We start from the raw sequence: 23380 nt of genomic DNA, 5'->3' as shown, positions 1-23380 counted from the left end.
AAATTTTTCTTTTTCGGCAGGTATTATTTATTTTTTAACGAAATATGCAGTACAGCTTAAAAGACAATTATTGTTATTTTTATCCTGCTTTTTGGGGGATTGCATGATGTCGGCTATAAAAGAAAATGACTCAGAGAAAACCAGAGAACAGCTGCTGAACGAGCTTAATGAACTGAGACATAAAATAAGTAATCAGAAAAAACTTCATGAACAGCTAAGTGAGATCAAAAGTCACTTGGACAAGGCAATTGAAATTAATAAATCACTGGCCGAATTATCCGCCAAACTTTTGTCCCCAGCCACAGTGGAAGATATCTCATCACTTATATTGCGGCATGCGCAACAACTGACAAGCAGCAAATTCGGTTATGTCGGTTATATCGAACAGTCAACAGGATATCTGGTTTGCCATACTATGACCAAAGATATATGGGCTATTTGCCAGGTAGAAAATAAGGATATTGTTTTCAAAAAATTCGGCGGTTTATGGGGGCATGTATTGAAATCACGCAAATCTCTTTATACTAATTCCCCCTTACAACACGAACATTCTTCAGGAACACCGGAGGGACACATACAGATTAACCGCTTTTTATCTGCACCCGCAATAATAAACGGCTTACTGGTTGGACAAATAGCCCTGGCTAACTCTGAACGTGATTACACAAAGCAGGATTTGGCAATTGTCGAAAGATTAGCCGGTCTTTATGCAATTGCAGTTCAACGAAAACAAGCAGAAGATATACTAAGCCTGTCCGAAGAAAAATTTTTTAAAGCCTTCCACGCCAGCCCCTGCTTGATGAGTATTTCCAAATTATCTAACAGCACTTATCTTGATGTCAACGAGTATTTTCTGGATATTACAGGACATACAAGAGATGAGGTTATAGGCCATACTTTATTGGAAATAGAAATCTGGCTAAACCCAGAGGAACGCGAAAATATTATCAACAGGTTGTACAGGCATGAAAAAGTACGCAACCAGGAAGTTATGCTGCGCACCAAATCAGGTGAAATCCTTGAAGTACTTCTCTCAGCGGAAATCATAAAAGTAAGCGGCGAACATTTTTTTCTTATAGCCGCCAGCGACATTACGGAATACAAAAGATTGGGAGAAAACCTCCAGGAAAGTGAAGCAAGATATCGTATGTTGTTTAACAAAGGAAATGATTCTATCTTTGTACATGAGATAATTAATCAAGGAATTATGAGCAAATTCATGGAAGTCAATGATATTGCCTGCCATACATTAGGCTATTCCAGAGAAGAATTACTGCAATTAACGCCTTATGATTTGAGACCGGATAGCGAATCGAACAGCTATCAAGATATCTCGCAAAAACTGCTGTCAGAAAAAAACGCAATTTTTGAAAGAATACATTTAACCAGGGACGGCAAAAAAATACCGGTCGAAGTAAGTTCCCATGCTTTTGAATATAGGGGAAAATCAATGGTATTATCCATAGCCAGAGATATTACTGAGCGCAAACAGATGGAAAGGGAAATGGATCGCTTCTCCAGATTGAATTTAGTAGCTGAATTAGCGGCCGGAATAGGTCACGAAATCAGGAATCCATTAACAACAGTTCGCGGTTTTCTGCAAATGCTGCGCAGCAAAAAAAACGCCCAATACATGGAATACTATGATCTTATGATTGAGGAGCTGGATAGAGCAAATTCAATTATCAGTGAATTTCTTTCACTTGCGAGAAATAAGCCGTTGGATTTACATAAGCAAAATTTAAAACAGATAATAATAAATATCTCCCCTCTGATTCAGGCTGAAGCCATAATCTCGGATAAAAATATTAAGCTCGAATTAGAAGACATCCCGGAACTGTTGTTAGATAAAAAGGAAATCCATCAACTCATCCTCAACCTGGTCCTTAATGCTATTGAAGCAATGTTTCCAGGCGGAACTATAACTATAAAAACTTATACGGCTAACGATAAAGTGGTCCTGGCTATAAAGGATGAGGGACAGGGAATCAAACCTAATATATTGGAAAAGATAGGTACACCCTTTTTTACTACCAAAGAAAACGGTACCGGGCTTGGCCTGTCTATGTGCCACAGCATAGCCGGCAGGCATAATGCGACAATAAAATACGAAAGCGGGATTAACGGAACTACCGTGCTGGTTGAATTTATACCGGTCATATAAAAGATATTATTGATAGGGGGGTTAATTATGGATATTGCCGCGGCCTCAATTATTATGTCACAATCTAAGGCGCAAAACAGCGCCGGCATAATATTGTTGAAAAAAACCATGGATCTCAACCAGGAGAGCCAGCATAGGCTCTTACAAATGATTAACGATACGAATCAGAATATTTCCGCAGATCCCAATCTTGGTGCCATTTTAGATATCAAAGTTTAGTGTACCTAAATAATAGCAGGATATAAACAGAAAGGAGCATTCTCAGGCAACAAAACCCGTTAAAGTCTCAAAATATCAACATCACAGGAGTAGTTCAAAAATGAAATCAAAATACACACTTTTTTGCCTAACATTTCTCATCTCAATTTTGTTTTGCGGGTCAGCCTATGCTGATTTTAAACCACCGGCATATACAGATATTAAGGGTTCCTTTGCAGAGGATTCAATCAACAAACTGGTTGAAAAAGGCATCATTACGGGTGTTAACTCTCAAGAATTTTGTCCTAACAACAATCTCAACCGTTATGATTTTACTGTTTTAATTGCCAAAACATTAGGCATACAACCCATTTTTCCGACTGCAGCCACTTTCTCTGATTTACCGTCGGGAACATTGGAAACAGGCTACGTAGAGGCTTTATTTAAACTGGGTATGATAAAAGGCATAGACAAAAATCATTTTGGAGTAAACGAGCCGGTGTTAAGACAGGACGCCGCTGTGTTAATTCAAAGAACAATGGCAGAAGAAATTGATGTGCCTTCTTTAAGCGGCAGATACGCCGATTCAGGTCAAATCGCTTCTTATGCTATAAAAGGCGTAGACTTTGTTTCATGGAAGGGCTGGATGAACGGCAGCGAAAATAATTTCTATCCATTACGGCCAATAACAAGAGCGGAAGCTGCTGTTTTAGCTTATAGGTTACTCATTATCAGAACAGGACAGGCCTCCACAGCTTTTGAGCACATATCTTCCGACCTGGTACAGTTAGAAACTGAATCAGAGTGTCAACTGGAACAACGCGGCAGCAAAAAAGCTTTAAATTTTTCCACAACCTATGGATTGGATAACCAAGCGCTTTTTTCAGTTACTCCAAGCGGCAGCATAGTTTCCGGAAAAGAATCCGGAACCGGTTTGATTACAGTAAACTCCGGCAGCAATTATTATTCTGTAACAACAAAAGTATCTGCCCCTAAAGCAAACAACACCGTACAAAACTCCGTATACAAGGATTTTGCTGCCGAACTGGCCAATAAATCAACATATACTGTAACACAAACAGAACCTGATCCTGTACACAGCCAGGTAGAAAAAAACAGTTATCCCGGCCCACCGGAAGGGATTACTTCCAGCAGCGATACATGGACAGGGTTTCTGCGGCAGAAATCACGTGATATCACAGTAGACTTGAAAAAGATATGTTCTATATCGTATATTTCTATGGAATTTAACAGAAACGAAACTATGGGTATATATTTACCTGATTACATGCAATGCTCTGCATCACCTGACGGCATCAGCTGGTATAAATTAGGTTATGCGTACCGTAACAGTGATTTGCCCGCCGGCACAAAAGAGCAAAACGTTACGCTAACCCTTGTTTTACCAGCGGCAAACTTTCGTTATGTAAGAGTATCCTTTCCTGTAGAGTTATGGGTTTTTGCAAGACACTTATCCATCAGAGGAGACGAGGCTGCTGTTGATCCAGTCATTCTTGCCCACTCTGACTCAGCAAATAAAAATGTTAGCAGCAGTCCCTATATCAAAGTTCCCGGAAGCAAAAATATTTTGCTTATTTATACGGGAGATAAAAGCAAGAAGGCAGATTGGACAGCAGGTGATTTTATTCCGGTTGTAGCTTATATGGATGAAAACAGACGAATCAAGGGCAGCATGTTCGATACAATGCTGTTTCTCCCTTATTCGTTTGAGATAACTTGTACAAAAGAAAGCTGGAATGCTTATCTGGAAGATTTGTTTAACCCGGTCAAGCAGCTTAACGCACTTAATTTAGCAGTGGGGCAAATAAACCAGATAACCGGTCAGCAAGAAAAGGAAAAAGTTATTCTCTCACTTCCTTATCCCAGTGTTGACCAGCAAGACTTTGGGCAACTGGACAAAAATGAACCTTCACTTTCTTTTTCTGAGACTCAATTAGGAAAGGAACAGGCTGAAAAAAACAGGTTTGCTGCAGTACAATGGTACTATAACAAACTGATGGAAAAATGGCAGCAAGCTGATTTCAAAAACCTCGAGTTGATAGGTATCTACTGGTACGAGGAATCAGTTGATTATCATAATATCAAGAGTGAAACAGCATTGGTGCAAAAAACCGCCCGACTGGTTCAGGACAACAAACTAAAATTTTTCTGGATTCCTTATTACGGTGCGATTGGCTTTGAGGATTGGAAAAAGTTTGGTTTTGACTACGCTTTTATTCAACCCAGCTTCTATAACAGTGAACAGCTTCCGATTGAACGCATGGATAAGGCAGCCGAACTTGCCAGGAAATATAATATGGGGATTGAAATAGAATTCGATGATGAAATTCTTAATGGGGATTACTTCAACGATTTACTCCATAAACAACTGGATAAAGCGCATCAGCTTGGTTTAGATGACAGTAAAACGACCAGAGCCTTTTACATGGGCTTGCGCGCCATTGTCACTTGTTCCCGCAGCAATCAACCACAGGCTAGGGCCACCTACGATCTTCTCTATAAATGGCTTAACGGCAACTACTAAAAACAACAAAGTTTTAATTTTTCTAAGACCTCTTATTATTCAGAGGTCTTAATTTTTATATATTTAATAATTTAAGCTTGATTTTCATGTATGATTACCCTGCCACATCAAATACTAAGCCTGAATAATCAATCCACAAGGAGGATTTTTCATGGCCAAGGCATCAAAAACTATGGACGGCAATGAAGCAGCTGCCTATATCTCTTATCCTTTTACGGAAGTGGCAGCCATCTACCCCATAACACCCTCTACACCCATGGCCGAGAGTGTGGATTTATGGGCCGCCCATGGTAAAAAGAACTTTTTCGGACAAACGGTGAGAGTTGTCGAATTCCAATCAGAGGCAGGAGCATCGGGAGGGATGCACGGTTCACTGGCAGCCGGCGCATTGACCACCACATATACGGCTTCCCAGGGTCTCTTATTAATGATACCCAATATGTATAAAATGGCGGGTGAACTGCTCCCCGCGGTATTTCATGTTACCGCCAGAGCTATTGCAACACATGCTCTATCCATATTCGGCGATCACCAGGATGTTATGTCCTGCCGCCAAACAGGCGTGGCTCTGCTGGCCTCTGCCAGCGTACAGGAGGCTATGGATTTAGGCTGCATTGCTCACCTGTCAGCCATCAAGTCCAGAATACCCTTTCTGCATTTTTTTGATGGTTTTAGAACCTCTCACGAAGTGCAAAAAATTGAGGTGCTGGATTATACCGAGGTATCTAAACTCTTGGATTACGAGGCAATCAAAGAATTTCGCGACAGATCCTTAAACCCTGAGCACCCTTCTATAAGAGGAACAGCACAGAATCCGGATATCTATTTTCAGGGCAGAGAAGCCTCCAACCCCCTATATGATAAAGTGCCGGATATCGTTGAGAGCTACATGCGGGAAATCAGCAGAATAACCGGGCGTGATTACAAACCTTTCGACTATTACGGAGCGGAAGACGCCGAATATGTGATCGTAGCCATGGGTTCAGTCTGCGAAACAATTGATGAAACAATAGACTACCTCCGCGGAAAAGGAGAAAAGGTAGGAACAATAAGAGTACGCTTATACCGCCCTTTCTCGGCTCAACATTTCTTTAATGTGCTGCCTCCGAGCGTAAAAAGCATAGCGGTACTGGACAGAAGCAAGGAACCCGGTTCTGTAGGTGAACCCTTATATCTGGATATTGTCAAATCCTTTTACAACAAAGATAAAAAACCCGTTCTTGTCGGAGGCCGTTACGGCTTGGGCTCAAAAGATACCAGACCTTCACAAATAATAGCTGTCTTTAATAACCTTAAGAGTGGTACTCCAAAAGATCGTTTTACTATTGGCATTCATGACGATGTCACTCATACATCTCTGCCTGAAGAAGACATCATTGAAACAACACCACAGGGGACTATCAATTGCAAGTTCTGGGGGTTGGGCTCAGACGGTACGGTAGGCGCCAATAAAACCGCTATTAAAATTATTGGTGACAATACCAATCTTTATGCCCAGGGCTATTTTTCTTACGACAGTAAAAAATCCGGAGGTACAACTGTTTCCCACTTAAGATTTGGCAAACAACCTATACGATCAACTTATCTGGTCTATAATGCTGACTATATAGCCTGCCATAACAGTTCCTTTATTTTTCATTATGACTTACTAAAAGGCTTGAAGAAAAACGGCACCTTTGTACTGAACTGCCACTGGAAAACCAACGAGCTGGAAGAGAAACTACCGTCCTATATAAAAAGATACCTTGCTCAAAACCATATTAACTTTTACATCATTAACGCTATAGATATAGCATCTGAAATCGGTCTGGGTGCCAGAATAAATATGATCATGCAGGCCGCCTTTTTTAAACTGGCCAATGTGATTCCCCTGGAGAATGCAGTTAAATATTTAAAGGATTCTATTGTATCCAGTTATGGGCATAAGGGCCAAAATATTGTAGATATGAATAATAAAGCGGTAGACAAAGGTATCTCCTCTCTGGTCAAAGTTGAGGTTCCGGCAGGCTGGGCTAACGCAGATGATGAAAACCAACCCGTTAAGGAAGAACCTTTTTTCACTAAGAATTTTCAAAGACCGATGGCCAGAATGGAAGGTGACGAACTGCCTGTCAGCGCCTTTAAGGGCAGAGAAGACGGCACTTTTCCTTTAAGCACGACGGCCTATGAAAAGCGAGGTATTGCCGCAAGAATACCTCAGTGGCAACCGGAGAAATGCATCCAGTGCAACCAGTGTTCTTTTATCTGCCCCCATGCTGTAGTGAGGCCTTTCCTGCTGAATGAAGAAGAAGTCAAAAAAGCCCCCTCTTCTTTTATAACCAAAAAGGCAACCGGTAAAGGGCTGGAAGGACTGCAATACCGTATTCAGATAACCCCTCTTGATTGTACCGGCTGCGGAAACTGTGCCGATGTTTGCCCGGCTCCCGGCAAGGCTCTGATCATGAACGATCCGGAAGAGGAAATTGCCGCACAGTCAGATAATTGGGAATTCGCTCGATTGCTCACCGGCAAATCTCACTTAATAGACCACCGGACTGTCAAAGGCAGCCAGTTTGCCAAGCCCTTATTTGAATTTAACGGAGCTTGTCCCGGCTGTGGCGAAACCCCTTACATAAAGCTTTTAACACAGCTGTTCGGGGACAGAATGATGATTGCCAACGCTACCGGTTGTTCGTCCATATACAGCGCCAGCGCCCCCTCTTTTCCTTATACTACAACTGCTGAAGGAAAAGGACCGGCCTGGGGCAACTCTCTGTTCGAAGACAACGCGGAATATGGGTACGGTATGCTTCTGGGTGTTAGCCAGATAAGAGAGAGGCTGGCCGATTTAATGAGAACTGCTCTGGGAGAAAAATCTGCCGGGGAACTGAATTCTGACTTAACCTTAGAAGCAGCACACGGGAAAGCTTCAGATCAAGTCTTACGGCAAATTTCACCCGAAGCAGCTGCCGTCCCGCTAAGTGCAGAGCTTCAAGAGGCCTTTCGGGAGTGGCTGGCAGGGATGTATGACGGCGAGGCTTCCAAATCTGCTGCAGCAAAAATACTTGCGGCGCTAAAAGACTTTGGTAATGCTGAAAACCAACTTATAAAAGAGATTATTGATAAAAAAGATTTCTTGATAAAAAAATCTCAATGGATTATCGGTGGTGACGGTTGGGCTTATGATATAGACTTCGGCGGCTTGGATCATGTTCTGGCAGCCGGCGAAGATGTCAATATGCTGGTATTGGATACAGAGGTTTATTCCAATACCGGAGGACAATCATCAAAGAGCACCCCCACCGCTGCTGTAGCCAAGTTTGCCGCAAGCGGTAAAAAGATCAAGAAAAAGGACCTGGGCATGATGATGATGAATTACGGTTACGTCTATGTTGCCCAGATATGTATGGGGGCTAATATGAACCAAACTGTGAAAGCTATGGTGGAAGCAGAAAGCTATAAGGGACCCTCCCTGATCATAGCCTACTCTCCTTGCATTAACCATGGCATCAGATCAGGTATGGGCACCAGCATAGCTGAGGAGAAAAAAGCAGTTGAAGCCGGCTACTGGCATATGTACCGCTATAACCCCATGCTTAAAGAAGAGGGTAAAAATCCCTTTATTCTGGATTCTAAGGAACCTAACGAATCCTATAAAGATTTTATCAAAGGTGAAATCCGCTACTCTTCACTGTTGAATGCATTCCCTGAGCATGCCGAAAAATTGATGGAGGAGTCTGCAAAACAGGCCAGAGAGAGATACGAAGGCTACAAGAAGCTGGCTGAAACAAAATAATGTTATTAAAATGATATATTAAAAATTATCAATATGCCTCTCCCTGCAAAAACAAATCTCCCTCTCGTATAACAGAAGGAATACAATAAACCCGTACCGCCTTTTATGGGGATACGGGTTTATTAGGATTCGGAGTAACTTGTAACAATTCTGAGTTACCTATTTATTCTTATTAGGCAATAAGGTTTATAGACACTGACAACTTTTTTGCAAACCAATTTGCATTGCTTATGCTTATTTACTCTTCCATACTTTAATTAGCTGTAGCTATCCTTTTGATCAGATAATTCCAAATTTTACTTAAAAGCTCCTATTTTTAATTTCTCTATTTCTGGTTTTTATCTACCCATTCCTTGGCATCCCCTACTTCCTGATCACCGGGGATAGCAACCTTTGATACAGGCTGCATCTTATCAATATTTGCCCACGAAGCCGTAACATGTTGTTCTATGGGTTTTGACAGGTTTTTCTCTTTGTACTTATTCTCTGCCATTATATCACTCTCCTTTTGTTTTATTATTTGTCCGGACTGATATTCCTTATAACCTGAATTAAAAATTTTATTTAGCAATACAGTCACCCAGACGGCGCCACCTACCAAACAGTATAAACACAGCTTAGTAATTGACACTTATCCAATCATACTGCTATACTAGAAACAAAAAGTACGCCAGAAGCATTTAAGGAGAGAAATAATATGCCGATTTTTGAATTCCGCTGCCTCAAGTGCGGCAATATTTTTGAGAAGCTTTTTATCAAACATGATGAAGAGGTCAGCATTGAATGTCCGGAATGCCAGTCCGATAGTTTTGAAAGGGTTATTAGCCGGACTAATTATGCTATGGGAACAGGCAAAGGCGCTAATAAACCTAATTTAATCAACAAATCCTGCAGCCAGGGCAACAAGTGTTCTACTCTGGAAATACCAGGCTACGAGAGATAGTCCATGAATAATTTCAGATACAGCATGCAAAATGAACCGCGCGGCAAAGAACTGGCAAGGATTGCGACCTGCCCTTTTTGCGGTTTGCCACTGGAAAGACCTAAAGAACTGGATATAAAAAGACCGGGTGATATGCCGGTTGGCAGCTGTGTATGTGGTGCCGTATACGCTCATGACGCGACAGGACACAACCTGGGAGCCGCTTTTGCCGAAGCACTGGTTTTTGCAGCTAATATGGACTGGGATTTAGCTTGGAATCTCTTGCCTGAAGAAGATTATCAAGATGGTTTAGTCAAGGATTACGACCTGGAAAGCAATCTGATTGTTCCGGGGGGCACCTACGAGGGTAGGAGAGTAAATGGGGCGCTATACTTCATTAGAATGCATAATGAGATTCAAGAAGCTACCGCAGAAGGGGTACAAAGGAAATTGGAGAATGCCAAACCGGCAACACCGGCTTCCACTTCCGCCGGTTTGTCTTCGGAAAAAGCCTTCAACCGGAAGCAAATTGAGGATATGGTCCGGGATTATCAAGTAGAATCTCTTCTTTCCATTGCCTCTCAGGATAAAAGAGTTTTAAGAGAGCTTCAAAGGCTGCTTTACTCGGGCGATGAGTTGATGAGGATGAGAAATGCCGAAATTATTGGCAAAGTATCCGCAATTATTGCCAAATCAAATCCCGGCACTATTTCCAGGCTGCTGCAAAAATTAGTCTCTTCCGTCTCCGATTACGGTACATCTGTCTGGGGGGCCATTGATACAGCAGGTGAGATTATAAGTACTTCTCCTAATCTTTTTATTGGCTATCTCCCCACTTTGTATCAATTGCTTGAGGAGGAAGTTGTCAGGCATAAAGCTATGCGCGCTATAGGAAAAGTTGCGGCAAAAAGACCTGATTTGGTCCAAAAACCTTTTTTCTTCTTTACACCATTTCTTGCAGATCGGCATCCTGCTACCAGGGCATACAGCGCACTGGTCCTGGGACTTATCGGGGCTACCGCGGCTAAAGCTGATTTAGAAAAGCTAACTAGTGACAAACAGGAATTTGATGATTATGAACAAGGAAATATCATTAAAAGAACAGTATGCCAGTTGGTCGAAGAAGCTCTTGCCAAGCTGACCGGCCAAAAATAAGCTGCGAACAGTCATAAACATAATATTAGTAATTCAATGCAAGCTTTAATAAACATAAAAAACATTTCTGTTGAAAATCAGTATAAAAGGCAGTCCCTTTTTTCTCAGCTTTTTTCTGAGAAAGCAGAGATTGCCTTTATTTTTCTTGTATCTGGATTACTATAAAACTGCCATTTTTCAGACAAATTATCTTTCACCGATACGGTCTTTCCTGTGCTCATATTATTTAGCCTAATAACTACAGCTTTAGCGTTAGCTAAAATAAAATATCCTCCTGTATTCATTAAACTACCAAACCTGTCCACCTTATTATATCTCCTTCAGTATCTCTTCTATAGGCTTCTGTAGAACTGTGGAAACTGACAGGAGCAAAGCAGCGTTCTCATCTTTGTCGTACTGCAGGGCTTCCAAATACCTGACCGATAATTCAAAAAGCTCCTTATACATCATATCCAGACTAAAAACAGGATAGACCTGGTTGTTTTTAAAACCTGATTTATAACATACATGTACCTTACCGTCAATCATAGTGGGAACCCCGTAAACACGACAAGTAATTGGCCTGTGCTTATACATCTGACATTCCTGCTTATCATTTAAGAGAGGGCACCTGACCCTGAGCTTTTCAATAGGTTCTCCTGTCTGAGCCTTTGACTGCAATTCTAAATCAAACTTTTCCGCCATTACATTAATTTCCTGCCGGATCTTGGCGTCCATTTTTTTAAAGTGATAATTTATATAAGCCGCCTCTATTATAAAAACCCCAAATATCGCGTGACAACAATCTGAGCAGTGAATATCGCATTTGATACAATCGCTGTGATTTTTCTCTGTTTCCTGAAAGGAATGTTCCGCTTTCGCCACTAACTGTTCGTACTCATGAAATAAATCTGCTATAATCATAATTATCTCTCCCTATAGGGCTGCAGTTCTTTTAAAAAGTCAGGGTGTACAGAAAAACCCTGCCGCATAGCAATATCCAAATGTTCAATAGCCTTGTCATATTCTTCATTTAAATAATAAGCAGTGGCAAGATTATTTTGCCCTAATGAAAATTCCGGGGCAAATTCTATTAATTTTTTACCTGTCTCAATGGCCTTATCTATTTCATCCTTTTGCAGGTACGCGTTAATCAGGTTGCTCCATGCTTGAACGATTTCGGGGTTAAGTTCAATGGCCTTTTCCAGAGCTTCTATAGCTTCATCAGGACAGGCCATCTCCAAATAAGCAAAACCCATGTTAGCATAACCCCTGGCATACCTGGGTTCTATTTCAACTGCTTTTTTATTGGTTGCTGCCACCATCTCCAGATCTCTCTTTTTCAGGTATATATAACCCAAATTTACATATCCCTCAAACATTCTTCCGCTGTTCGCTATAGCCTCTTCAAACAACTCAATGGCTTGATCATACTGGCCTAACTCCATCATCGTAACTCCCAAATTATAGTGAGCATTAGCGCACTCGGGATTCTCGTTTATTAAACTTATTTGTTCAGCTATGAATTTTTCAGCGCTTTTTGGTATTTTCATATTATCTGCCTTTCAAAGTGGATTTAAGGGAAATATCTCTTTTCAGATAAAGAGAGGCCGTTATCCCAATAAGGATAACAACCTCCTTTAATACTTTACGGTTTATTCGGGATCTTCTGTCATGCCTCTCCCTTTTAAGCCGTACATAGTGCTGCTGCCGGTAGAAAAATAAATCAAGACTTCTTCATTTACAAGTGCACTGGCAGCCTTTTTAATATCCCTGGCTTTTGCATCCGGAAGGACCTTTTGAATGGCCTTTTCCATGTCCTTGAAATAAAACTTAGTTTTCTTGCTGGTTTCAGCAAACTCAAGGATGGCTTTTTTAATTTCGTCCATTCTATAACATCTCCTTTGTACTACTTGGAACTAGTCTATATCGCCTGCTGCTCTAGAAAGTGCCCAAGCTGCATCAGTGTACTTGAACTGAGTGCTGGTGCGCCATGTATCATAAGCAAGACGATAATCATCAATCAGGTGCTCGGTAAATTCTAAGCCAGTCTTCTCAAAGAATTTTTCCCAACCGATACGCTCAGCCCAGTCACCAAGACGCTCATATTTATTAGCATTCCCAGCGTAAGCTTCAATAATCTTCTTAACGTTTTCAACAACTTGCGGGAATCTCGGGAATTCGTTAGGTAACCAGGGAACAACAACTTTAGAGAATTTGGGTTCACTGATTCTGTTTGAGATTTTGCCGCCTGCCAGGATGGTAACACCGTCACCCTCTTTATCAGAGAGAGGCAGGGCCTGACACATGGTGTAGCAGTTACCGCAGAACATGCAGCGTTCGCCTTTAACTTTTACTGTTTTCTTACCATCAGCAGTCTTATCCGGAGAAATAGCACCAACCGGGCAAGCGGTGATAGCCAGAGGAATTTCACAAACCTTGCTGATAACTTCATGGTCAATAATAGGAGGCTTGCGGTGATAACCTAAAAGCGCTATGTCAGAGCAGTGCACGGCACCGCACATATTCAGACAGCAGGCCATGGATACTCTTACTTTAGCAGGCAAAGTCATGCCGGTGAAGTAATCAAACAGTTCGTCAGCAACCGACTTAACCATGGAGGAAGCATCAGTTGCCGGTGTATGGCAGTGAATATAACCCTGTGTATGAACAATGTTGGTAACGCCGGCACCAGTACCGCCAATGGGGAACTTAAAGCTGCCGGAAACAAACTTGCGGCTGTTTAAATCTGCCTTTAACGCTTCAACTTTTTCCAAGCTATCCACTAAAAACTCAATGTTGTTACGTGTTGTAAAACGAACATAACCGTCACAATGCTTATCAGCAACGGCACAGATTTCACGTACATGCTGAACAGTCATAAAACGCGCAGCACCACATCTAACGGTAAAAACTTTGTCACCGGTTTCCGAAACGTGTACTAATACGCCAGGCTCAAGGACTTCGTGATAAGCCCATTTGCCGTAATTTTCTTTAATTACAGGAGGGAAATATTCCCAATAATGCCTCGGACCAAGGTCAGTCAGCCTGTTTTCCTGTACTTTTTCGGGATTATATCTGCCAAGTCTATCTAAGGATAATGACATTAATCTAAACCTCCTATCTCTTATTATCTACAATTATCTCTTATGTCTCGCTCTGTACTCGTTAATGTCTCTGTCCCAACCGCCCGGTACGTCTTCTTCCTTCCAGAAGATATAGGGGTTAGAACGCGGAGCCTTAACCATTTGAGGAGTAGCCGGCAAACCAATAGTTTCAATGAATTTCGGCAGAGTAATACGCTGAATCATTTCACCCAAACGCTCGCGGTTACGGCCTTCTTCCATCCACAGTTCCCATACTTTCTCAATAAATTCTTTAATATTATCATAGGGAGGTTCTGCTTTCATAAAGGGAACGATCAATGTAGACATTTGAGCACCGTCCAAAATAGGTGCTTTTGCTCCGCAGAGAATGGTTACACCAGTATCAGTACCGGGACGCAGCGCTCTCGGCATTACGGCAATACAGTGCATGCAACGTGTACACTCAGCATTGTCAATTTTGAGCTCTCCACCTTCCATCCACATACACTTTGTCGGGCAAAGATCCAAAACTTCCTTCTTAATATCAAACTTGCCCCAGTCTTTACCGGCATGAGCGCCAGCGTTAGGAGCATATTCACCGTTAATATAAGCCTGTACAGCAGCCTGGTCAATACGAATGTCGTCTCTCCATGTGCCGATAAAAGACATATCGGAACGAGCGATGGAAGCTACGCAACCGTTCGGGCAACCGTCAAACTTGAACTTAAATTTATACGGGAAAGCAGGACGGTGTAATTCATCCTGATAATAATTTGTCATTTCATAGCACATTTCCTGTGTATCATATAATGCCCACTCACAACGAGCTTTACCAATGCAGCAGGAAGGTGTACGCAGGTTTGAACCGGAACCTCCGATATCCTGGTCCATTACGTGAGTAACTTCAAAGAAAATAGGCTCTAACTGTTCGGTAGTGGTTCCCAAGAGAATGATGTCACCGGTAGAACCGTGCAGGTTCAACATACCACTGCCACGATAGTCCCAGAGATCACAAAGAGATTTCAGAAAATCAGTATTATAAAATTTACTGGCAGGCTGGTTTAAACGTACAGTGTGGAAATGAGCAATAGAGGGAAATCTTTCCGGCAAATCGGAATATCTACCGATAACACCACCGCCATAACCGAACACGCCTACGATACCGCCGTGCTTCCAGTGAGTTTCCCCTTCATCAAAGGAAACCTGAAGCTGACCCAGCATATCTTCAACACCATTGGGGTCAATCAGCATACGGTCAGCAGGCAATTTGCTTCTGTGCAAAGCGGCTTGCTTGGCATCAGCAACAAAACTGGGCCAAGGACCGTTTTCCAATTCCTCTAAATCAGGAATATCATACTTAATTTTAAAAGCTTTAAGTTCTTCTTCCGTGTAGTTATTAATTTCTGCATCAGTGTAGATTCTCACGTCTTCATACTTTATGACTTTTTTGGGTTCTTGCGGTTCAAAGCTCACTAACAATACCTCCTTTTGTTGAACATAAGTTATTTCTACTTAAACCACTTGTCCTTTCAAAGAACAACTGCATACCTAACGTATACATTCGTTACTTTTTACATTATTCCTTCTTAAAAGAAATACTTTTTTAGAATTTTCACATATAAAATCTTATATACTTCCTTCTTCCCATATAGACTAACTCTGCTTATATTCTAATCAATTAATTATTATTAGTCTATAGACGTTAGGTGGGGGTTATGGTATTTGCCGGTACTCGGCAGCCCGATTAACCAAATTTGCGGCCCACTCTTTGACTGACAGCGCATGGATATGATTATACGTAGCCAGCACGTTTTTATAAATCATCCCGTCATTTTTGCCGTCAATGCCAAACCCCCGTTCTACACGATAAGCAAATTTGGCTGCCTGGTAATTCAGATTTATGACTCTTGAATGGTGAAATTCATGACCCTTGATCTTTGCTCCTGCCGGAAAGAAAGGATTTTCATCAATTACATCGGCAATCATATACCCATGGCCCTGAGGCTTATCAACCATCTGCACGTCACAAGGCAAAACACCCACCATATCATAAGCCAACCCGTGATAAATCAGTCTCTGGCATAAATACATAAGTCCACCGCACTCGGCATATACCGGCATACCTGCCTCAACTGCTGAGTTAATATCAGAACGCAAAGACTCGTTTGACTGAAGTTGAGCGGCAAAAACTTCCGGAAAGCCACCGCCAATGTATAGCGCGTTAATATAAGGAAGCTTTTTATCCCGCAAAGCATCAATTATCACAATCTCGGCCCCTGCATCTTTAATCGCTTCAATGTTCTCAGGATAATAAAAGCTAAATGCTCTGTCTTTGATTATTCCAACAACCGGCTTCAAGCCTTGACTAGTTTCTGTATCATCGCTTATATTGCTTATATAAGGCTCGTCTAATTCAATGGCCTTAGCACCTGCTGCAATTTCCAGCAACTTATCTAAATCCAGATAATTGCCGGCTGCTTCTCCAACTTTTTGTACCGCCAGGTTAAGCTCGTCATCTTCGTTAGCAGGTATTAATCCCAAATGACGATCAGGTATTATAAACTGCTGTCCTTTCGGTATAGCTCCCAGCACCGGTATACCACAGTAATGATCTATTACAGCTCTCAGCATATTTTCGTGCCTGGGACGAGCTATTTTATTCAAGATAACCCCGGCAATCAGCACATTTTCATCAAAATCCTGAAAACCTTTTACCAAAGCTGCAATACTGCGCGTCATTCTTGTAGCGTCAACAACCAATACAACCGGAGAGCAAATGGCCTTTGCTATTTCAGCAGTACTTCCGCTGCCTTCAATATCCACCCCGTCAAACAGACCCATAGCACCTTCAACAACTGCTATGTCTGCATCGAAAGCCCCCCTTGCGAAGGCTCTCTTGACATCTTCCTTTGTCATTAGGAAGCTGTCAAGATTGCGGCAGTTTCTACCGGTAACCTGTGTCATCCAACTGGGATCAATGAAGTCGGGTCCCTTTTTGAAAGGCTGTATTTTAAGTTTTTTACTCGTTGTCAGCGCTGCTAATATTCCCAATGTGACTGTTGTCTTTCCTGAACGGCCCTGGGGGGCACCAATTACCAAGCGCGGAATCCAATAGCTACTCACTTCAAATACCAGCCTCCCGGTCACCAGGTTAATTAGAAACGGCCCGTTACCAATATTGAATAATCAAAAAACATGCCCGACAGCAGCCAGTTAGGTGTATTATATGCAGGGAAAACCTACTTTACACCTACCTCAACGCCCCGGGCCCTAATAACCAATACCTAACAAAGGGCGAAATACCTGCGCAAATAAATCTGCGCAGTATTTCGATAATATTTTAATTATACACAACCAGTTGGTTTCGGCAGGCCGGAAAGTTTGCAGGCACCCTTAGCCGGGCCAGAGGGAAATAACTCATACATATGCTTAAGGGTTACACCTGTTTCTTTACAAAGCTTACGTACCATCGGAGCAACTTGGAATTGCTGATAATAGTCGCGGAGATACTCAATAATTTTCCAGTGTTCTTCAGTGATTTCTGAGATACCTTCGTCTTTAGCAAAAGCTAAAGCTAAATCTTTTGACCAGGCTGCGGGATCCACTAAAAAACCATCTTCATCCAACTCATAGCTAACACCATTAATTTCAATAGCTGCCATTTAAAACACACCTCCAAAATTATATATAGATTGATTCTTTGGTCACGCCTGATAGCAGGACATGAATATAAGCTAACTTTATATTCTACCTGAACAATAAAGTCTCCTGCCTGAAATAAGGATAACCAATATTTAATTTTGATTTATTATATTGCTACTTCCAAACCAAGGCTTTACCGACTAAATCAACCAGACCTTTTACTTCTACACCCAATTCATGCTCCTCAACCATTGGGTAAAGCTGGGCTTTACAAATGGAACAAGGTGCACATAATATTTTTGCTCCGGTTTCTCTAACCTGTTCGGCTTTTTTAGCTGAAAGCTGTATACGGCGCTGGTACATTTCCGGATCATCAAACAGAATAGCTGAACCTCCACCACAACAGAAATTTTTCTGACGGTTCGGGGTCATTTCACGAAAATCAGCTACTGATGCATTCATAAGCACCCTCATATCGTCGCAAAGACCACAGGCCCTTACATAGTTGCAGGGATCATGCAAGGTAACCGGATACGGGTTCTTACTGGGATCGAGTTTAAGCTGATTAGTACGGATTAGCTGCGCAATTTCCTCATGAACGTGTGTGATTGGAATACTTAAGGGACGATCAGCTAAACTGGGTATATACATTTTTGCCGCACGCCAGCCGTGACCACATTCACCCCAGACAATTTTCTTAATTCCCAGTTCAAAAGCGGCATTAAGCAATCGTGTAACGTTACTCCTCTGAGTATAGTACTGGTCAAATAATAGACCAAAGTTACCGGCTTCAGTTACCGTACTGGGAATCGTCCACTTGGCGCCGATATAGTGAAAAAACATACCTGCGCCAACCAGGGTATACGGGTTTAATAAAAAGTCTGCCGAAGAGGGTATATACATAATATCTGCCGGCTGGTCAACCGGAAATTCGAACTCTACCCCGAATTCTTCAGCTGCGTCCTCAGCCAGGAATTCCAGGGTGTCAATAATACCAGGCTTAGGCAAATTAGTATGGTTGCCTACTCTGCCCATAGCATTACCCACACCGGCATGCAGCTTGGGCACTATACCCAGCCAGTGCAGTATCTGCCGGCCAATAAAGGTAACTTCACAGGTATCAATGCCGAACGGGCAAACATAAGCACAACGCCTGCACTGACTGCACTGGTAATAATAGGAGTACCAGGATTCAATAACATCAAGATTAATATCTTCTGCTCCCACCAGCTTGCCAAACCAGCGGCCTTCAAGTGTAAAATAACGCTTGTAGATTTTCCTAATCAGCTCGGCACGATTAGTTGGTATATTATTAGGATCCCTGGTGCCTAAATATGTGTGACAGTTTTCCGCACATTGACCGCACTTAACACAAGACTCCATGGCCATAACAAATGAACGGAATTTTTTGCGAATATCATCCAGGTACTTCAAAGCCAATTCAGGTTTCTTGTCATCAGGTACCGGTGTCACAAATATTTTCTTTAAATCAGCTTCACTAGCCCTTACAGGCTGAACCATTCCTTTATACTCCGGCATTTTTTACACCTCCCGAGACAGAAACACAGGCAGGACAGTTGTCCCTGGCTTCAATACTGGGTGAATATAATACATCAACCGCATTTTCAACAGGAACATTAATACCAGGCAACCCTGGCGGCAACTCTTTATAAACACGGTTTACAATATTACGCTCAACAAACATGCCTAAAACATGCATTAATTTACTAAACGGGAAAATCATTAATAGAACTTGCACTAAGAAAAAGTGAATTGTAAAGAAAATATTATCAGGCAAAGCAACCGGATTAAGATGAACAATACCGCCTACAATGCTGTTAGCAGTTTCATAGTGCACAGCGTAGTCCGGGAATAAGCGCATAAAATTACCGGCAGAAACAATACCGATAAGCAATAAAAGTTGGAGTATATCGCTTGTTACAGTAACCTGCTTAACTGCGGCAACTGCTAAACGTCTGTACAATAAATACAAAAGCGCAAAGAATATTATGATACCAAAGGAAGTACCCAATAATTCGGATGCATGCTCGCTCATTGCTTCCGACATACCGATATAGGTAAACTGTTTGCCGAGGGTATAAAAACCTACTACGTGACCACCAAGAATGTTAAGCAGGGAAATATGCATAATCCATGCACCTGCCCATAAGCCCTTGTCAAATCTGAATAAACTTCTAAACAAAAAGGCTTCAGAACCGATCAACGCCAGCACCTCAGCGTTTGACTTAGGCCAATGAGTCGGACCGATATTATCGGAAAGAGTAATATTGTGAACTATACGGGTACGACCCCAGCGACTCAGACGATACAATATACCTACCGTAAAAACAATAATAGTGATATACGGCATTACCTGGCCTACAAAGAAATTCAAAAGCTTACACCTCCTTTGGGATTTCCCAAAGCCCAGAACACATTAATGTGTCTTATTTCTAATCTCTTTCCCCAAAAATACATAAGCTGATGGCAAATCAGCAGCTTTTTTCAATAATACCGGTTATAGCAATATAAAATATTGCTATAACCGGTTTTATCTTTAAAAAAACCGGGCCAATTTTAAAAAAATTACTTCTCTTCAATAGAAGTAGCGCCTGCCGGGCAAACAGAAACACAAGTTTCACAGCCCATGCAATCATTAGCGTCACCGGACACAAAGGCTTTTCCATTTTCAAAGCCTAAAATGTCAGCCGGGCAAGATTCTGCGCACTCACCGCAACCCTCACACTTATCCTGATCGATTGTTACTACGAACATAAATACATCCTCCCTCCTAATAGTTTTAAATAATAATATTGTGAAATGGCTGACAACAATAACACTAAGCACCCAGCAGCTTGATGCCAGTTGTCACCAAAGCACACTATATCAGGTTAATCAATGATACAATTAACCACATAACAATTGCGTTATGTACCTTATATTCGTTATATAAAAAATTATTCCTCCTGATCAAGACCTCTTTTTTATAAAAATTATCACAAAAATCAATTAAAGTATAGCACGTAACTTTATCTGTGATAAGGCTCATTTTTAATTATTTTAAAAGATCTAAAGATTTGCTCCAAAAGAATAACACGCATCAGCTGATGCGGAAAAGTAAACCTGGAAAAAGAAAGCAGGAAATCAGCCCTGGACAGCAATTCCCCCGACAAACCCAGGGAACCGCCAATAATAAAACTAACATTGCTCTTACCCGTTAGAGCCAGGTTTTTTAACATACCCGCAAATTCCTCTGATTCAAGCATTTTCCCTCTGCAATCCAATGCGATAAGATAACTTGTTTCATCAATCAGAGACTGAAGTCTTTTGCCCTCCCTGTTTTTAACCTGTTCAATTTCTCTGGACATAACCGAGGGTGCAAAACGCTCATCAACCACCTCTTTTACCTCGCATTTTGCATAGGCGCGCAGTCTTTTCAGATACTCGTTTTGACTTTCAGTCCAGTATTTTTCTTTTAGTTTTCCTACGGCTAAAATATTGATATGCAAAACTTAAACAAACCCTCTCAATCGTTTCTCCAGATCTTAGCACCCAGCGAAGATAATTTATCCTCCAAGTCCTGGTATCCCCTGTCAATGTAAAAAGAATTGATGATTTCGGTAACTCCTTCTGCCATTAAACCGGCAATTACCAAAGCAGCACCGGCCCGCAAATCAGAGGCCTTAACAACAGTCCCCTGTAAAGATGCAACACCCTCAATTACAGCCATACGCCCTTCAACCTTGATTTGAGCTCCCATTCTCTTTAATTCATCTGAAATCTGAAATCTATTTTCGAAAATATTCTCTATAATTATACTGGTTCCCGGCACATTTGTCAGCAGCGTCATTACCTGCGACTGCATATCAGTTGGAAAACCAGGGTAAGGCAGCGTCTTGATATCTATGGGATTTAGTTGGCTAACCGCTCTGACTCTTAGATTATCCCCTTCCTCAGTTATCTCAACATTAGCCTCCCGCAACTTGGCTATAAGAGGCTCAATATGCCTGGGAATAACCCCCTCAAGGATCGCATCACCCCTTGTCGCCGCAATAGCTACCATAAAAGTTCCGGCCTCAATGCGATCAGGAATTACAGCATAGCGACCACCGCGATCTAAAGATTTTACTCCTTCTATTTTTATAACATCTGTGCCTGCCCCTCGCACTTTGCCGCCCAGACTGTTTAAAAAATTTGCCAAATCAACTATTTCCGGCTCCTTGGCAACGTTTTCAATAATAGTCTGTCCCTCAGCCAGACAGGCAGCCATCATTATATTCTCAGTAGCTCCAACACTGGGAAAATCAAGATATATTCTGGCACCTGCAAGTTTCTTAGCAGATCCTTTGACACAACCTCTCTCTATATATAAATCCGCACCTAGACCGGCCAACCCTTTAAAATGCAAGTCCATAGGCCGCACTCCGATATTGCACCCTCCGGGAAGAGCCACTTCAGCATAACCAAACTTGGCCAATAGAGGCCCAAGCAATAAATTGGAGGCGCGCAATTTCTTTACATTATTATATATAGGAGATTTTTTAATTTCTTTAGGCGGAACAAAAGATATTACTTCCTTGTCCAACCAATCAATCTCCCCGCCCAAATCACGAATGATATTTACCATTATCCTAACATCACTTATGTCGGGCACATTCTCCAGGATAATACTTTCATTAGCCAACAAAGCTGCTCCAAGTATCGCAAGAGTTGCATTTTTTGCTCCGCTGACTTTTACTTTTCCCTGAAGCCTTTGCCCCCCTACGATAGCAATATTGCTCATTTTGCATCCCCAATCCACTATCATGTTTATATTTAATCGATTATTACTACATAATATTTTCTCACAAAGAAGCCGATCTTGCAATTGCTTCAAAAACTTTTAGCCAAATTGACTGATATTGTTGAAAATCCAATGCGTCAGGTTATCCTCAAAACCGTCCACACCAGTACCTGTGATACTTCGCAAAGCCGCGTCAATGCTTTTACCTTGCGACAAGAGATTCATTATTTTTATAATACCCTCCTGACCGTGATTGTCAGCTAAATATTTTACTGCAGCAAAGGACTGGCGGTAAGCAAGTGATTGATTAGGTAAATAATCAAAGTTTTGTGTTAGATCATTAAAAGAGTATAAATCCTGATTCAGATTCCCTCCGGTTTCAGTAAAACGGAAGCCCGTCAATTTGTACTCCTCATACTGAGCTAAACCTTCAGTAAACCAACGCGGGTAATTTCCTCTGGTAATATAATCAACAACTAAATGCGTATACTCATGGGCCATAGGACCGGAATTAACAAAAATATCTTCTATCTTATCGGGGTTGTCTGAGTCAATCCACGTCTTAGGGGACAATACACAAATAATACCTGACCAATACACACCCATTGCACTTTCGCTGGCAGGCCAGCCAAAAAAACCATTCAATTTCTCTTTGCTCGAATAAACTATAACAGGGATTTTTTTTGAAGGACTGTAATTATAGTCCTCGCTAACTGGAGTATAAAATTTTTCTGCCGTATTTAAAACCAATCTGGCCTCAGCCACCTCAACATCCGAAGGATATTTAACCACAAAATGGGGACCCTCCAATGCAGTCATGTTTCTGACATTAAAAAGAGTGCTCATTTTAATTGCCTCTCTGTACAAACTGTACCCGTATCCTCTCGCGTTTTCCGGCAAGCAAGCAAATACTGCTATTAACACCACAGATAAGACAGCAAACAATTTGAACACCTTTTCCCTTAAATTAAAATGAGATTCACTTCGTAATAGTTTACGATTTATATTTGCCATTAATATCACCTTAATCAGTTGTTGAAAAAATATTTTTTATAACTTGTTTTTCCTTGAAAAAAACTTCTCTTTATTCTAACCAATTATATTATAAAAGCAGGTCTGTCTGATTCCTAG

Annotated in this window: 21 protein-coding genes; 6 read left to right on the top strand and 15 right to left on the bottom strand. The window is 41.5% G+C overall.

The features are described 5' to 3' along the window. The first annotated feature begins 103 nt into the window (after positions 1-103). The 4 genes from DTOX_RS21150 to nifJ all read left to right on the top strand — a co-directional run bounded on the left by DTOX_RS21150 (position 104) and on the right by nifJ (position 8682). Positions 104-2164 carry a PAS domain S-box protein gene (locus tag DTOX_RS21150; protein ID WP_012813506.1) on the top strand — a complete coding sequence of 687 codons (2061 nt, stop codon included), beginning with the start codon at positions 104-106 and terminating at the stop codon, positions 2162-2164. Positions 2165-2191: 27 nt separating this feature from the next. Next, positions 2192-2383 carry a YjfB family protein gene (locus DTOX_RS00460; protein WP_012813505.1) on the top strand — a complete coding sequence of 64 codons (192 nt, stop codon included), beginning with the start codon at positions 2192-2194 and terminating at the stop codon, positions 2381-2383. A gap of 100 nt (positions 2384-2483) precedes the next feature. Next, positions 2484-4907, top strand: a complete 2424-nt coding sequence (locus DTOX_RS00455) for a DUF4855 domain-containing protein (protein ID WP_012813504.1) — start codon at positions 2484-2486, stop codon at positions 4905-4907. Positions 4908-5058: 151 nt separating this feature from the next. Then, positions 5059-8682 (top strand): pyruvate:ferredoxin (flavodoxin) oxidoreductase, encoded by a 3624-nt coding sequence (nifJ, locus tag DTOX_RS00450; protein ID WP_012813503.1) that lies wholly within the window; start codon positions 5059-5061, stop codon positions 8680-8682. A 325-nt stretch (positions 8683-9007) separates the two neighbouring features. Here the strand turns inward: nifJ and DTOX_RS00445 are convergent, their stop codons facing one another. Then, positions 9008-9262 (bottom strand): CDIF630_02480 family spore surface protein, encoded by a 255-nt coding sequence (locus tag DTOX_RS00445; protein ID WP_042315183.1) that lies wholly within the window; start codon positions 9260-9262, stop codon positions 9008-9010. A gap of 117 nt (positions 9263-9379) precedes the next feature. Between DTOX_RS00445 and DTOX_RS00440 the strand changes: the two genes are divergently transcribed. Further along, on the top strand, positions 9380-9625 hold the full coding sequence (locus DTOX_RS00440; protein WP_012813501.1) for an FmdB family zinc ribbon protein: 246 nt from the start codon (positions 9380-9382) through the stop codon (positions 9623-9625). Positions 9626-9628: 3 nt separating this feature from the next. After that, on the top strand, positions 9629-10759 hold the full coding sequence (locus DTOX_RS00435; protein WP_012813500.1) for a DVU0298 family protein: 1131 nt from the start codon (positions 9629-9631) through the stop codon (positions 10757-10759). Positions 10760-10863: 104 nt separating this feature from the next. Here the strand turns inward: DTOX_RS00435 and DTOX_RS00430 are convergent, their stop codons facing one another. From DTOX_RS00430 to DTOX_RS00365, 14 genes are all read right to left on the bottom strand, one after another. Next, the gene (locus tag DTOX_RS00430) at positions 10864-11064 is read right to left on the bottom strand and encodes a hypothetical protein (RefSeq protein ID WP_012813499.1); all 201 of its coding nucleotides are present in this window, start codon (positions 11062-11064) and stop codon (positions 10864-10866) included. A 4-nt stretch (positions 11065-11068) separates the two neighbouring features. Continuing rightward, positions 11069-11662 (bottom strand): YkgJ family cysteine cluster protein, encoded by a 594-nt coding sequence (locus DTOX_RS00425; RefSeq protein ID WP_012813498.1) that lies wholly within the window; start codon positions 11660-11662, stop codon positions 11069-11071. Between the two features lie 2 nt (positions 11663-11664). Continuing rightward, the gene (locus DTOX_RS00420; RefSeq protein WP_012813497.1) at positions 11665-12291 is read right to left on the bottom strand and encodes a tetratricopeptide repeat protein; all 627 of its coding nucleotides are present in this window, start codon (positions 12289-12291) and stop codon (positions 11665-11667) included. 102 nt (positions 12292-12393) lie between these two features. Beyond that, complete coding sequence (locus tag DTOX_RS00415) at positions 12394-12627, bottom strand: dissimilatory sulfite reductase D family protein (RefSeq protein WP_012813496.1); 234 nt, start codon at positions 12625-12627, stop codon at positions 12394-12396. Positions 12628-12657: 30 nt separating this feature from the next. Further along, entirely contained in the window at positions 12658-13845 is a 1188-nt protein-coding gene (gene dsrB / locus DTOX_RS00410) for a dissimilatory-type sulfite reductase subunit beta (RefSeq protein WP_012813495.1), read from the bottom strand. A gap of 33 nt (positions 13846-13878) precedes the next feature. Continuing rightward, a complete protein-coding gene (gene dsrA, locus DTOX_RS00405; RefSeq protein WP_012813494.1) occupies positions 13879-15297 on the bottom strand; it encodes a dissimilatory-type sulfite reductase subunit alpha in 1419 nt (472 codons plus the stop codon). Positions 15298-15537: 240 nt separating this feature from the next. Further along, positions 15538-16947 (bottom strand): cobyrinic acid a,c-diamide synthase CobB, encoded by a 1410-nt coding sequence (locus DTOX_RS00400; RefSeq protein WP_012813493.1) that lies wholly within the window; start codon positions 16945-16947, stop codon positions 15538-15540. Positions 16948-17168: 221 nt separating this feature from the next. Further along, positions 17169-17486: a TusE/DsrC/DsvC family sulfur relay protein gene (locus DTOX_RS00395; RefSeq protein ID WP_012813492.1), complete on the bottom strand. Its 318-nt coding sequence runs from the start codon at positions 17484-17486 to the stop codon at positions 17169-17171. 154 nt (positions 17487-17640) lie between these two features. Then, positions 17641-19005, bottom strand: a complete 1365-nt coding sequence (locus tag DTOX_RS00390; protein ID WP_012813491.1) for a (Fe-S)-binding protein — start codon at positions 19003-19005, stop codon at positions 17641-17643. Next, positions 18992-19861, bottom strand: a complete 870-nt coding sequence (locus DTOX_RS00385) for a respiratory nitrate reductase subunit gamma (RefSeq protein WP_012813490.1) — start codon at positions 19859-19861, stop codon at positions 18992-18994. The genes DTOX_RS00390 and DTOX_RS00385 overlap by 14 nt, the downstream gene beginning before the upstream one ends. Positions 19862-20052: 191 nt before the next feature. Beyond that, on the bottom strand, positions 20053-20241 hold the full coding sequence (locus DTOX_RS00380; RefSeq protein WP_012813489.1) for an indolepyruvate ferredoxin oxidoreductase subunit alpha: 189 nt from the start codon (positions 20239-20241) through the stop codon (positions 20053-20055). 254 nt (positions 20242-20495) lie between these two features. Then, positions 20496-20975 carry a 23S rRNA (pseudouridine(1915)-N(3))-methyltransferase RlmH gene (gene rlmH / locus DTOX_RS00375; protein WP_012813488.1) on the bottom strand — a complete coding sequence of 160 codons (480 nt, stop codon included), beginning with the start codon at positions 20973-20975 and terminating at the stop codon, positions 20496-20498. A 17-nt stretch (positions 20976-20992) separates the two neighbouring features. Continuing rightward, a complete protein-coding gene (gene murA / locus DTOX_RS00370) occupies positions 20993-22249 on the bottom strand; it encodes a UDP-N-acetylglucosamine 1-carboxyvinyltransferase (protein ID WP_012813487.1) in 1257 nt (418 codons plus the stop codon). 99 nt (positions 22250-22348) lie between these two features. Beyond that, the gene (locus DTOX_RS00365; RefSeq protein WP_012813486.1) at positions 22349-23263 is read right to left on the bottom strand and encodes a peptidase MA family metallohydrolase; all 915 of its coding nucleotides are present in this window, start codon (positions 23261-23263) and stop codon (positions 22349-22351) included. Positions 23264-23380: the final 117 nt, after the last annotated feature.

It is taken from the genome of Desulfofarcimen acetoxidans DSM 771 (genome assembly GCF_000024205.1).
GTDB classification, from domain to species: Bacteria; Bacillota; Desulfotomaculia; order Desulfotomaculales; family Desulfofarciminaceae; genus Desulfofarcimen; species Desulfofarcimen acetoxidans.
This window is presented reverse-complemented; position numbering and strand designations above follow the sequence as displayed.